This window comes from Acidovorax sp. HMWF029 (genome assembly GCF_003060895.1).
Classification (GTDB): Bacteria; Pseudomonadota; Gammaproteobacteria; order Burkholderiales; family Burkholderiaceae_C; genus Acidovorax.
Window position 1 is genome coordinate 1 of sequence record NZ_QAIH01000063.1, and the last position, 11,901, is coordinate 11,901.

The following is an 11,901-nucleotide window of genomic DNA, read 5'->3' on the forward strand; positions in this document are numbered from 1 at the left end:
GGGCAACTCAAACCGCGTTTTGCAGGTAGGGGCGGGCGACGAAGATTTTCAAAAAGAGAGTCTTGTGGACAGGCACCAGCGTACGCCCCGGCCCGACTTGCTGGTGTCGGGCGCGTGACAGCCACAGGACTACAGGCATGGGGGTTTGTCCGTAGCCGGACGTGGTGGCTGGATGATGGGCTCGCTCGCCTTAAGCGGGTTTTCCCAGCAGGGCGTCCTTGAGTTTCCAGTCGGCAGGTGCGTTGCCCAGCCAGATGCCCAGCAGCGCGTTGAAGAACTCGGGTTCCTTGAAGGGTTCGCCCTGTGGCTTGCCCTTGACCGTGATCACTGTGCCTGTACCGGGAATCCAGTCGATCTGAAACTGGTCGCCTGCCACCAGCTTCTTGTGGTCCGAAAAGATCTGGCTCATGCGCATGACGCCTGGGATCAGCTTGGAGAAGGCGGCGCGGTCCATGTTGTCCTCCATGCCGCGCGAGAACAGCTTGCCAAGTTCGGTGGAGTCGATCTCACGCAGCATGGTGATGCTCATGCGCTTAGGGCCCTTGAGGGCCGCAATGTCCAGGGGGGTGTGCGCCTTCTTCTCCAGATACAGGCCCGCTGTGTAGACCTTGAAAACGGCCTTGTAGCGCACGCCTGCACCGTTGAGCTGCAGTGTGTTGCCGCTCAGGCTGACGTTTTCTTCGTATTTCACATCGGACACGGTGATGGGCTGGGCGACAGCGGTGGCCGCCAGCAGGCAGGCTCCGGCCACCAAAGCGCATCGCTGGAGAAAATTCATGCACAGCTCCTAAAAAAGAACGGTCGTTCGTTTCAAATTGTTGCAGCGCTCATTGCCGCCCGCAACAGGGTTTTCGAGTGGTTGTGCGATCTCGATCTTGTGGCCCGTCAAATCGGGTCGCCAATAAAGCTTTGCTACACTTTGGTCCATGTTCATTCACCACGTGTTCATCACAGGTTGCAGCGACCGGGGAGCCTGGCCCTGGCGTCAGCCTGTCCTTTTGAACGCCTGATGGCACCTGGGCCTGCGCCCCAGCGTGCACCCGTGGCCTCCACCCCGATGCGGTGAGGCCGATTGAATGGACCGCAGCGCCCCTTTTTACTGCTCAGGGACACGCGCTGCGACTGCTGGGAGCTCTCCCCGTGATCACAGAACTTGAATTCAAAAGCCTGGCCGGCGAAGGCTACAACCGCATTCCGCTCATGGCTGAGGCCTTTGCGGATTTGGAAACCCCGCTCTCGCTGTACCTGAAGCTGGCGCACACCAAGGACGGCGGCAAGCACAGCTTCTTGCTCGAATCCGTGGTGGGCGGCGAGCGCTTTGGGCGCTACAGCTTCATCGGCCTGCCTGCGCGCACGCTGCTGCGTGCCAGCGGCTTTGGCGCAGCAGCGCGTACCGAAGTCGTCACCGACGGCCAGGTGGTGGAAACGGCCCAAGGCAACCCGCTCGATTTCATCGAGGCCTATCAAAAGCGTTTCAAGGTGGCACTGCGCCCCGGCCTTCCGCGTTTTTGCGGTGGCTTGGCCGGTTACTTTGGCTACGACGCGGTGCGCTACATCGAGAAAAAGCTCGAAACCACTTGCCCGCCGGACACGTTGGGCTGCCCTGACATCCTGCTGCTGCAGTGCGAGGAGCTGGCCGTCATCGACAACCTCTCGGGCAAGCTCTACCTCATCGTGTACGCCGACCCGGCCCAGCCCGAGGCCTATGCCAAGGCCAAGAAGCGCCTGCGCGAGCTCAAAGACCAGCTCAAGTATTCGGTGAGTGCGCCCGTGGTCAAGGCCACAGAAAGCCACCCCGCCCAGCGCGACTTTGCCAAGGCCGACTATCTGGCCGCCGTGGACCGCGCCAAGGAGCTGATTGCCGCCGGTGACTTCATGCAGGTGCAGGTGGGCCAGCGCATCCACAAGCGCTACACCGAAAGCCCCTTGAGCCTGTACCGCGCGCTGCGTTCGCTGAACCCGTCGCCGTACATGTATTTCTACGACTTTGGCGACTTCCACGTGGTGGGCGCCAGCCCCGAAATTCTGGTGCGGCAAGAGAAGACCGAAGAAGGCACCAAGGTCACCATCCGCCCCCTGGCCGGCACCCGCCCGCGCGGCGCCACGCCCGAGAAGGACAAGGCCACCGAGGTCGAACTCATCAACGACCCCAAGGAGCGCGCTGAACACGTGATGCTGATCGACTTGGCGCGCAACGACATCGGCCGCATTGCCAAGACCGGCACGGTGAAGGTGACCGAGGCCTTTGCCGTGGAGCGCTACAGCCACGTCATGCACATCGTGAGCAACGTGGAAGGCATCCTGCACGACGGCATGACCAGCATGGACGTGCTCAAGGCGACCTTCCCTGCTGGCACGCTGACCGGCGCACCGAAGGTGCACGCCATGGAACTCATCGACCAGCTAGAACCCACCAAACGTGGCCTGTATGGCGGTGCCTGCGGCTACCTGAGCTACGCGGGCGACATGGACGTGGCCATCGCCATCCGCACCGGCATTATCAAGAACGGCACGCTCTATGTGCAGGCCGCCGCTGGGGTGGTGGCCGATTCGGTGCCCGAGCTGGAGTGGAAAGAAACCGAGCACAAGGCCCGCGCACTGCTGCGTGCTGCCGAGCTGGTGGAGGAGGGCTTGGAATGAACCGCGCGATCGGAAAAGTCAAACCCTGCACCACCATGCAAGACGTGCGTCGCGAAGTGAACGCATTGGACGACGTACTGGTGCCCCTGCTGGTGGAGCGCGTGGGCTACATGACCCAGGCCGCGCGCATCAAGCAAGGCGCAGAGCAGGTGCGCGATGAAGCCCGCATCGAAGCCATCGTGGCCCGTGTGCGCGAACGCGCCCAGGTCGAAGGCGGCGACGCCGACGTGATGGAAGCCATTTATCGCAGCCTTATGGAAGCCTGCATTGCCTATGAACACCGCGAGTTCGCCCGTCTGCGCGAGCCCGCCCTTGCCGGGAGCGCCGCATGACAAAACTCTTGATGGTCGATAACTACGACAGCTTCACCTACAACATCGTCCAGTACTTCGGTGAATTGGGCGCCGAGGTGGAGGTATTCCGCAACGACGAGATCACGGTGGCCGACATTGAAGCGCGCTTGAAGGCGGGCCAGCTCGACCGGCTGGTCATCTCGCCCGGCCCTTGCTCGCCTGCGGAGGCCGGTATCTCGGTGGCTGCGATCCAGCACTTTGCGGGCAAGCTGCCCATCCTGGGCGTGTGCCTGGGTCACCAGAGCATCGGGGCAGCATTCGGCGGCAACATCATTCGCGCCCAAGAGCTGATGCACGGCAAGACCAGCGTCATCACCACCACGCAAAAGGGCGTGTTTGCGGGCCTGCCGGAGCAATTCACCGTCAACCGCTACCACTCGCTGGCCATCGAGCGTGCCACCTGCCCCGATGTGCTGGAGGTGACGGCGTGGACCGACGACGGCGAAATCATGGGCGTGCGCCACAAGACACTGCCCATCGAAGGCGTGCAGTTCCACCCCGAAAGCATCCTCACCGAACACGGCCACGCGATGCTCAAGAACTTTCTGGAGCAGCGCGCATGATCATCGACAGCCACCAACTGGTGATGTTCATCGCCGCAGGCTGGCTGCTGAACCTGACCCCCGGTCCTGATGTTCTCTACATCGTGACCAACGCGCTGCGCTCAGGCACCCGCGCGGGCATCGTGGCGGGGCTGGGCATCACGGCCGGGTGTTTTGTGCACATCTTTGCGGCAGCGGTGGGCGTGGGCGCGCTGCTGGCCGCATCGGCCACGGCGTTCACCGTGCTCAAGTGGATCGGTGCGGCGTACCTGATGTGGATGGGTGTGCGCATGCTGCTGTCCAAGCCCGCAGCCGATGGGGGCAACAGTGCAGCGCTGGCAGCGGCGCAAGCGGCGCCTGCGCTGCACACGCCGCTTTCCAAGGTGTTCCTCGGCGGCTTCTGGACCAATGTGCTCAACCCCAAGGTCGCCATCTTCTTCCTGGCCTTTGTGCCGCAGTTCATCGCGCCGGGCACCGACAACAAGGCGCTGGCCTTTGTGCTGCTGGGCGTGCTGTTCAACATCAACGCCATTCCCGTCAACGTCGGCTGGGCGCTGGCCGCGTCGTGGATGGCGCGCCGTGCCAAGGCCATCCAGCGCGGCATGCACTGGCTGGACCGCGTGGCGGGCGCCATGTTCATCGGCTTCGGACTCAAGCTGGCCTTCACTGATCAACCGGCGGCTTGAACGCCACTCCAGGAGACACCGTCATGCCCATCACTCCCCAGGAAGCGCTGCAGCGCACCATTGAGCACCGCGAAATATTTCACGACGAGATGCTGCACCTGATGCGCCTCATCATGAAGGGCGAGCTTTCGCCCGTCATGACTGCATCCATCATCACTGGCCTGCGCGTGAAGAAGGAAACCATCGGCGAGATCACTGCCGCAGCCCAGGTGATGCGCGAATTCAGCACCAAGGTCCACGTGCCCGACAGCAAACACCTGGTGGACATCGTGGGCACGGGTGGTGACGGCGCCAACACCTTCAACATCTCTACCTGCTCGATGTTCGTGGCCGCCGCTGCGGGCGCCAAGGTCAGCAAACACGGCGGGCGTGGTGTGTCCAGCAAAAGCGGCAGCGCCGATGTGATGGAGGCCCTGGGCATCCACATCAACCTTAAGCCCGAGGCCATTGCACAGTGCATTGCCGAGGTGGGCATTGGCTTCATGTTCGCGCCCAACCACCACCCCGCCATGAAGAACGTGGCCCCGGTGCGCAAGGAGCTGGGCGTGCGCACGATCTTCAACATCCTGGGCCCGCTCACCAACCCGGCGGGCGCTCCCAACATCCTGATGGGTGTGTTCCACCCCGACCTCGTCGGTATCCAGGTGCGCGCGCTGCAGCGTCTGGGTGCCGAGCACGCCATGGTGGTCTACGGCCGCGACGGCATGGACGAAGTGAGCCTGGGTGCTGCCACTTTGGTGGGCGAGCTGAAAAATGGCCAGATCACCGAATACGAAATCCACCCCGAAGACTTCGGTTTGCCCATGGCCAGCAACCGCGCCCTCAAGGTCGACACGCCCGAGCAGTCGCGCGAGATGCTGATCGGTGTGCTCAAGGGCGAGCCTGGCGCCGCACAGGACATCGTGTGCCTGAACGCGGGTGTGGCGCTCTATGCTGCCAATGTGGTCGACTCGGTGCCCGCAGGGCTTGCCAAGGCGCGTGCAGCCATCGCATCGGGCGCGGCGCTGGCCAAGCTGGAGCAGATGGTCACGCGCACGCATGCGCTGGCCGCTGCCGCAGCGTGATCACAACAACCAAGGTTTCCACATGAGCGACATCCTCAACAAGATCGTGGCCGTCAAGCACGAAGAAGTGGCCGCCGCCAAAAAGCGCCTGCCGCTACCCGCCATGCGCGCCGATGCCGAGAGCCGTGTGCTCACCCGCGACTTTGAAGGCGCGCTGCGCGCCAAGATCGCCAAGGGCCAGGCGGCGGTGATTGCCGAGGTCAAGAAAGCCAGCCCCAGCAAGGGCGTGCTGCGTGCAGACTTCGAGCCCGCCGACATCGCCCAGAGCTACATGGAAGGCGATGGCAAGGTCAGCGCTGCCTGCTTGTCGGTGCTGACCGATCGGCAGTTCTTCCAGGGCCAGCCCGACTATCTGAAGCAAGCCCGCGCCAGCACGTTGTTGCCTGTGCTGCGCAAGGACTTCATGGTGGACGCCTACCAAATTTACGAATCGCGCGCCATGGGCGCCGATGCCATCCTGCTGATCGCCGCCTGCCTGGATGACGCGCAGATGGCCGACTTTGAAGCCATTGCGCGCAGCCTGGACATGGCCGTGCTGGTGGAGGTGCACGACCGCCCCGAACTGGAGCGCGCGCTCAAGCTCAAGACTCCGCTGGTGGGCATCAACAACCGCAACCTGCGCACGTTTGAAGTCACGCTGGACACGACGCTCGGCATGTTGAAAGACGTACCGCAAGACCGCTTGTTGGTGACCGAGTCGGGCATCTTGAAGCCTGCCGATGTGAAAACCATGCGCGACGCGGGCGTACACGCCTTCCTGGTGGGCGAGGCCTTCATGCGGGCGGATGACCCGGGTCTGGCGCTCGCCAAGCTGTTTGCTTGAGAGTACTGATTGCTATTGTTTTGATAGCTTTTGGCGCTTGTCCATAGCGCGGAGAAGGCCATTTTGACCATGAATTCACCCGCGCAAACCGCCACCCAGCTCCAGAGCGCCGATCCGGCCGCATGGCCCGTGGCGCCGGGGTGGCAGCCTTTGGTGGACGCCTTCTTTGCGGGCGCGCGGGGCCAGGCGCTGCAGGGGTTTCTGCAATCGCGGCTTGCTGCCGGGGCCGTGGTCTTCCCGCCCCAGCCGCTGCGCGCGCTGGAGCTGACGCCGCCCGACGCGGTGCGTGTGGTCATCCTGGGCCAGGACCCGTACCACGGCTGGGGCCAGGCCGAGGGGCTGGCGTTTTCTGTCGCGCCGGGAGTGCCGCTGCCGCCGTCGCTGCGCAACATCTTCAAGGAGATGCAGCGCGACCTGGGCACGGCCTTTCCGCCCATGCCCGAGCCGGGCGGCAGCCTGGTGAAATGGGCAAAAAATGGCGTGCTGCTGCTCAACACCGGCCTCACGGTGGAAGAGGGCCAGCCCGCCAGCCACGCGGGCAAGGGCTGGGAGGCGCTGACTGACGCCGTGATCCGGCACGTGGCCGAGGGCCCGCGCCCGGTGGTGTTCATGCTCTGGGGCTCGCACGCGCAGTCCAAGCGCGCCTTTATCCCGCAGGACCGGGGGCATCTCGTGCTCACATCCAACCACCCCTCGCCTCTGTCGGCGCTGCGTGCGCCTGTGCCGTTCATTGGCAATGGTCACTTCGGCAAGGCGCGCGCGTTCAGAGAGCAGCACGGGTACTGATCGGCCCGCCCTTCACCAGGGCTGCGGCAACCGCTCCTTGAGCAAATCCATGAATGCCTGCACGGCCACCGGCAGGCTGCGGCCCGCGAGGGTTTGCACCTCCAGGTCGCGCAGGTCCATGCCCGCATCGCTGATGGGTAGTGCCACAACGGCGCCCGCCGTCACCAGGTGGCGTGCTGCGATCTCGCTGGCCACCGACAGCCCGCCACCGTGCGCCACAAAGTTGAGCACCGTCTTGACATGGTTGCTGATGAGCACGGCGCTGAGCTGCAGGCCCTGGCGGCTGCAGACGATGTCGATCATCTGGCGCACCGTGGTCTCGGGCGGGGGCAGGGCCAGCGGGTATGCGGACATCTGTGCCAGCGTCACGCTGCGAGCGCCCGCCAGTGGGTGGCCGGGCGGGACCAGTGCCAGGACAGGCGCGGTCTGGCGGTAGGCCACTTCAATGTCTTTGTGCGGCGACCGACTGAAGCACAGGCCGATGTCGGCCGCGCCGCTGCGCACCGCGTCGGGCACCTGGGCGGTGGGCAATGCGATCACGCTGAACTGGATGCCGGTGTGGGTGCGCTGAAACTCCACACACAGTCGCGGCACCAGTTCGTTGGCAAAGGCGTCGGAGGTGGCCAGCCGCACCTGCCCGGTGCGCAGACCCTGCAGTGCGCCGATCTCGCCCAAGGCACGCTCGGCGTCCAGCACTGTGCGGCGCGCGTGTACGGCCAGGATCTCGCCCGCCGCCGTGAGCACCATGCCGCGCGGGTGGCGCTCAAAGAGGGGGGTGCCCAGTTGCGCCTCCAGCCCCGCGATCTGGCGGCTCAGGGCCGAGGCGGCCACATGCAGGCGGGACGAGGCCTCGGTGAGCGATCCGCTCCGCGCCACTTCCAGAAAGTAGCGCAGCGTGGTGTCTTGCAGCAAGTGGGCGCGCATCGGGGGGCGGTTCTCCAAACGAGGCCGCAGTATGCGCCGGTTTGCCGCTGCGGCAAAGCAGCTTGCCGAAATGCTGTTGGTCAAGCAATGCGCGGGTTCCTAAGATGGCCCACTCTTAGTGTTGTTCAACTTCTTGGCTGGAGTGCTGCGTATGCGTCTACTTTCCTGGGGCCGTGGTGTCTGGGGCCTGGCGGGCCTGCTGATGGTGTCTGCGGCTGCGCATGCGCAGGCCAACTGGCCAGACCGGCCTGTGCGGGTGGTTGTGCCCTTCCCCGCCAGCGGTGCTACTGATCTGGTGGCACGTGTGGTCACCCAGCGAGTAGCGGCCGACCTGGGCCAGCAGCTGGTGGTGGACAACAAGCCCGGCGCGGGCGGCACCCTGGGCACTGCCGATGCGGCCAAGGCTGCACCCGATGGATACACCCTGTTGCTGACCACGAGCAGCACGCACGCCATCTCTCCCCACCTCATGCCCAAGCTGGCCTATGACCCGCGCAAGGACTTTGTGCCTGTGGCCCATGTGGCCGACGCACCCAGTGTGCTGCTGGTCACCAATTCGCTGCCGGTCAAGACCGTGGGCGAACTTGTTGCCTACGCCAAGGCCCACCCCGGCAAGCTCAATTACGCCACCAGCGGCAATGGCACCATCGTGCACCTGAATACTGCCGCCTTCAGCGCCCAGGCGGGTGTGGAGATGACGCATATCCCTTACAAGGGCACGGCGCTGGCCATCCCGGACCTGATTGCCGGGCAGACGCATGTGCTGTTCGATTCGCTGCCCACCGGCATGCCCCACGCCAAGGCCGGGCGGCTGCGCGCGCTGGCCGTGACCAGCGAGAAGCGCAGCACCCTGGCCCCCGAGCTGCCCACGCTGGCCGAATCGGGCCTGCCCGGCTATTCTTCGGTGACCTGGTTCGGCGTGTACCTGCCTGCGGGCGCGCCGCCCGCTTTGGTGGATCGCGTCCACAAGGCCTTTGCCAAAGCTGTGCAGGCGCCCGAGGTGGCCGAGAGCCTGGCCAAGCTGGGCGTGGAGCCCGCCGCGCCACGCACGCCGGCCCAGTTTGGCGCGATGGTGCAGGCCGACAGCAACCGCTGGGCCACGGTGATCCGGCAGCACAAAATAACTATTGATTAACCCCCCTGAGTCGCCTTCGGCGCCTTCCCCCCAGGGGGACGACGCCCTCGGTGCGGGGCGGCCCTTCCTCGGCGTCCCTCGCCTGCGCCATGCTCGGTTTACCCGTGTCTGGCTCACCGGACATAGGCCCTGGAGACACATGCTTTATGAATTCCAACTCTCTCGACTGGTCCCTTCCCTACGCCTCCCACCGCAGCGCGGTCATGGGGCGCAACGTGGTCTCCACCTCGCAGCCGCTGGCCGCGCAGGCGGGCCTGCGCATGCTGCTGGCTGGGGGCAATGCAGTGGATGCCGCCATTGCCGCAGCCATGGCGCTCACGGTGGTCGAACCCACGGGCTGTGGCCTTGGCAGCGACGGGTTTGCCATCGTGTGGGATGGCAAGGAGCTGCACGGCCTCAACGCATCGGGCCGCTCGCCCGCAGCGTGGACGCCCGAGTACTTTGAAACGCTCGGCGGCATCCCCGAAACCGGCTGGAACGCCGTCACCGTGCCGGGCGCCGTGTCGGCCTGGGTGGCGCTCTCCAAGCGCCTGGGCAAGCTGCCGTTTGCGCAGCTGGCGCAGCCCGCCATCGACTATGCGCGCAACGGCTTTCCGGTGTCGCCCACCATCGCCCACCTGTGGGCGCTGGGCGCGGCCAAGCTGGGCACGCAGCCCGGGTTTGCCGAGTGCTTCATTCCGAATGGTCGGGTGCCCCAGGCGGGCGAAATCTTCCGCAGCGAAGCCCATGCGCGCACGCTGGAGCTGATCGCCGAGACCGACGGCGAGGCCTTCTACCGGGGCGTGATTGCCGAGCGCATCGCCGCGCATTCACTGGCCCACGGTGGCGCCATGACACTGGCGGACCTGGCGGCGCACCAGGCCGACTGGGTGGGCACCATCCACCAGCGTTTTGGTGATTCCGTCATTCACGAGATCCCGCCCAACGGCCAGGGTATTGCCGCGCTGATGGCGCTGGGCATGCTCGACGCACATGGCATTGGCCGGCATCCGCTTGACAGCGTGGAAACCGTGCACGCCAGCATCGAGGCCATGAAGCTCGCGCTGGCCGACCTGCACCAGTACAACGCCGACATCGACGCCATGCAGGCCGTGGCGCCCCAGCACCTGCTGGATGCGACCTACCTAGCAGGCCGCGCCCGGCTGATCGACCCTGCCCGCGCGGGCGACCCTGGCCACGGCGCACCGCGCCCCGGTGGCACGGTGTACCTGGCAGCGGCAGATAGCCAGGGCATGATGGTCTCGTTCATCCAGTCCAACTACATGGGCTTTGGCTCGGGCGTGGTGGTGCCTGGCACGGGCATCAGCCTGCAGAACCGGGGACATGGTTTCAACCTGATCCCGGGCCATGCCAACCAGGTGGCGCCACGCAAGCGCCCCTCGCACACCATCATCCCGGCCTTTGCCATGCATGCCGACGGCACGCCGCAGATGGCGTTTGGCGTGATGGGCGGCCCCATGCAGAGCCAGGGCCACACCCAGATGGCGCTGCGCGTGCTGCGCTACGGGCAGAACCCGCAGGCAGCGGCCGATGCACCCCGCTGGCGCGTGACGGGTGGCAAGGGCGTGGCTGTGGAGCTGGGGTTTGACCCCGCCGTGATTGCCGCGCTGCGCGCGCGCGGGCATGAGGTGACGGTGGAAGAGGGCAACGGCGTTTTCGCCTTTGGCGGCGCCCAGCTGGTGCTGAAAAATGGCACCAGCTATATCGCAGGATCCGACCCGCGCAAGGACGGGTGCGCGGTGGCGTACTGACCCCGGTTAACTTCGAAACAGTGGCTGCTGGCGCTCATCCAGCAAGAGCGGCTATGAATCCGTCACGAGCCTGTTTGGGCCGTTCACGCGGAGCTTGTCGAAGTAGCGCAAGGTGTCGACGAGCTCAACCCGAACGGATGCCTCAAGTTCAAAGAGGCCTGTTCAATCAGCGCCATAGCTTGATTCGAGCCGTGTTTGTCAGGTGCCAGCATGTGGCGCCCGCTCCAGCAGCATCGCGTCACCGTAGCTGAAGAACCTGTACTGTTGCGCAATAGCATGCCTGTATAGGCCCATGATGTGGGCGTAGCCTGCAAATGCGCTCACCAGCATCATCAACGTGCTCTTGGGCAGGTGGAAGTTGGTGATCAGCACGTCCACCACGCGGAACTCGAAGCCCGGTGTGATGAAGATGTTGGTGTCGCCCGAGGTGAGTCCGGAACGGGCCCAGGATTCGAGCGTGCGCACCGTGGTCGTACCCACGGCCACCACCCGGCCACCGCGCTGGCGGCAGCGTTCCAGGGCCGCCAGCGTGGCCAGAGGCACCTCGTACCACTCGCTGTGCATCTGGTGCTCGGCCAGGTTCTCGGTCTTGCAGGGCTGGAAGGTGCCTGCGCCCACATGCAGCGTGACGCTCGCGCGCTCGATGCCGCGCGCGGCCAAGTCTGCCAGCACGCCCTCGTCAAAGTGCAGCGCGGCGGTGGGCGCAGCCACGGCACCAGGGTTGCGGGCAAACACGGTCTGGTAGCGCTGGCTGTCTTCGGCCTCGTCGGGGTCGTGGTCGGTGTTCTGGTGGCGTTCGATGTAGGGCGGCAGCGGCAGGTGGCCGTGGCGGTCCATCAGCTCCCAGGGGGATTCGCCTGCGGGGCCCAGCAGCGCAAAGCGAAACAGGGGGCCGTCTTCGGTGGGCCAGCGGCCCAGCAGCAATGCGTCAAAACCCCCGCCCTTGCGGCCCCCGGCCATGTGCACGATGCTGCCGGGCAGGGGCTTTTTGCTGACCTTCATGTGGGCCACGACTTCGTTGCCCTGGCCTCCCGCCTCGGCGGGCAGCACGCGCTCAATCAGCAGCTCCAGCTTGCCGCCGCTGGCCTTCTCGCCAAAGATGCGCGCCTTGACCACGCGCGTGTCGTTGAACACCAGCAGGTCGCCCTCGCGCAGTTGGCCGGGCAGCTCGCGGAAGATGCGGTCCACGGGCTGCAT

Annotated in this window: 12 protein-coding genes; 9 read left to right on the forward strand and 3 right to left on the reverse strand. The window is 65.3% G+C overall.

The window, feature by feature from the left end:
* Positions 1–190 precede the first annotated feature (190 nt).
* Positions 191–778: a chalcone isomerase family protein gene (locus tag DBR12_RS03885; protein ID WP_108616046.1), complete on the reverse strand. Its 588-nt coding sequence runs from the start codon at positions 776–778 to the stop codon at positions 191–193.
* Between the two features lie 362 nt (positions 779–1,140).
* On the opposite strand from DBR12_RS03885, the gene trpE reads away from it, so the two are divergent.
* The 7 genes from trpE (at position 1,141) to DBR12_RS03920 (ending at position 6,894) form a co-directional block, all read left to right on the forward strand.
* Positions 1,141–2,640 carry an anthranilate synthase component I gene (gene trpE / locus DBR12_RS03890; protein ID WP_108616047.1) on the forward strand — a complete coding sequence of 500 codons (1,500 nt, stop codon included), beginning with the start codon at positions 1,141–1,143 and terminating at the stop codon, positions 2,638–2,640.
* Positions 2,637–2,972, forward strand: a complete 336-nt coding sequence (locus DBR12_RS03895; protein WP_108616048.1) for a chorismate mutase — start codon at positions 2,637–2,639, stop codon at positions 2,970–2,972. The genes trpE and DBR12_RS03895 overlap by 4 nt, the downstream gene beginning before the upstream one ends.
* A complete protein-coding gene (locus DBR12_RS03900) occupies positions 2,969–3,556 on the forward strand; it encodes an aminodeoxychorismate/anthranilate synthase component II (RefSeq protein WP_108616049.1) in 588 nt (195 codons plus the stop codon). Before DBR12_RS03895 ends, DBR12_RS03900 begins: the two co-directional genes overlap by 4 nt.
* The gene (locus tag DBR12_RS03905) at positions 3,553–4,221 is read left to right on the forward strand and encodes a LysE family translocator (RefSeq protein WP_199226626.1); all 669 of its coding nucleotides are present in this window, start codon (positions 3,553–3,555) and stop codon (positions 4,219–4,221) included. The genes DBR12_RS03900 and DBR12_RS03905 overlap by 4 nt, the downstream gene beginning before the upstream one ends.
* A 23-nt stretch (positions 4,222–4,244) precedes the next feature.
* Positions 4,245–5,285, forward strand: coding sequence for an anthranilate phosphoribosyltransferase (gene trpD, locus DBR12_RS03910; protein WP_108616050.1), 1,041 nt, complete (start codon positions 4,245–4,247; stop codon positions 5,283–5,285).
* A 22-nt stretch (positions 5,286–5,307) separates the two neighbouring features.
* Positions 5,308–6,108 (forward strand): indole-3-glycerol phosphate synthase TrpC, encoded by an 801-nt coding sequence (trpC, locus tag DBR12_RS03915; RefSeq protein WP_108616057.1) that lies wholly within the window; start codon positions 5,308–5,310, stop codon positions 6,106–6,108.
* Between the two features lie 69 nt (positions 6,109–6,177).
* A complete protein-coding gene (locus DBR12_RS03920; RefSeq protein ID WP_108616051.1) occupies positions 6,178–6,894 on the forward strand; it encodes a uracil-DNA glycosylase in 717 nt (238 codons plus the stop codon).
* Positions 6,895–6,906: 12 nt separating this feature from the next.
* Here DBR12_RS03920 and DBR12_RS03925 read toward each other — a convergent pair whose 3' ends face one another.
* The gene (locus DBR12_RS03925) at positions 6,907–7,818 is read right to left on the reverse strand and encodes a LysR substrate-binding domain-containing protein (RefSeq protein ID WP_108616052.1); all 912 of its coding nucleotides are present in this window, start codon (positions 7,816–7,818) and stop codon (positions 6,907–6,909) included.
* A gap of 151 nt (positions 7,819–7,969) precedes the next feature.
* Between DBR12_RS03925 and DBR12_RS03930 the strand changes: the two genes are divergently transcribed.
* Positions 7,970–8,953: a tripartite tricarboxylate transporter substrate binding protein gene (locus DBR12_RS03930; RefSeq protein ID WP_108616053.1), complete on the forward strand. Its 984-nt coding sequence runs from the start codon at positions 7,970–7,972 to the stop codon at positions 8,951–8,953.
* A gap of 146 nt (positions 8,954–9,099) precedes the next feature.
* Positions 9,100–10,704 carry a gamma-glutamyltransferase family protein gene (locus DBR12_RS03935; protein ID WP_108616054.1) on the forward strand — a complete coding sequence of 535 codons (1,605 nt, stop codon included), beginning with the start codon at positions 9,100–9,102 and terminating at the stop codon, positions 10,702–10,704.
* A 198-nt stretch (positions 10,705–10,902) separates the two neighbouring features.
* Here DBR12_RS03935 and queA read toward each other — a convergent pair.
* On the reverse strand, positions 10,903–11,901 hold a 999-nt coding region (gene queA, locus DBR12_RS03940), incomplete at its 5' end, for a tRNA preQ1(34) S-adenosylmethionine ribosyltransferase-isomerase QueA (protein ID WP_108616055.1).

What these genes read in the sequence shown, in the direction of transcription:
- DBR12_RS03885 (WP_108616046.1), bottom strand. Translation starts at nt 778, where the DNA reads ATGAATTTTCTCCAGCGATGCGCTTTGGTGGCCGGAGCCTGCCTGCTG.
- DBR12_RS03895 (WP_108616048.1), top strand. Translation starts at nt 2,637, where the DNA reads ATGAACCGCGCGATCGGAAAAGTCAAACCCTGCACCACCATGCAAGAC.
- DBR12_RS03900 (WP_108616049.1), top strand. Translation starts at nt 2,969, where the DNA reads ATGACAAAACTCTTGATGGTCGATAACTACGACAGCTTCACCTACAAC.
- DBR12_RS03905 (WP_199226626.1), top strand. Translation starts at nt 3,553, where the DNA reads ATGATCATCGACAGCCACCAACTGGTGATGTTCATCGCCGCAGGCTGG.
- trpD (WP_108616050.1), top strand. Translation starts at nt 4,245, where the DNA reads ATGCCCATCACTCCCCAGGAAGCGCTGCAGCGCACCATTGAGCACCGC.
- trpC (WP_108616057.1), top strand. Translation starts at nt 5,308, where the DNA reads ATGAGCGACATCCTCAACAAGATCGTGGCCGTCAAGCACGAAGAAGTG.
- DBR12_RS03920 (WP_108616051.1), top strand. Translation starts at nt 6,178, where the DNA reads ATGAATTCACCCGCGCAAACCGCCACCCAGCTCCAGAGCGCCGATCCG.
- DBR12_RS03925 (WP_108616052.1), bottom strand. Translation starts at nt 7,818, where the DNA reads ATGCGCGCCCACTTGCTGCAAGACACCACGCTGCGCTACTTTCTGGAA.
- DBR12_RS03930 (WP_108616053.1), top strand. Translation starts at nt 7,970, where the DNA reads ATGCGTCTACTTTCCTGGGGCCGTGGTGTCTGGGGCCTGGCGGGCCTG.
- DBR12_RS03935 (WP_108616054.1), top strand. Translation starts at nt 9,100, where the DNA reads ATGAATTCCAACTCTCTCGACTGGTCCCTTCCCTACGCCTCCCACCGC.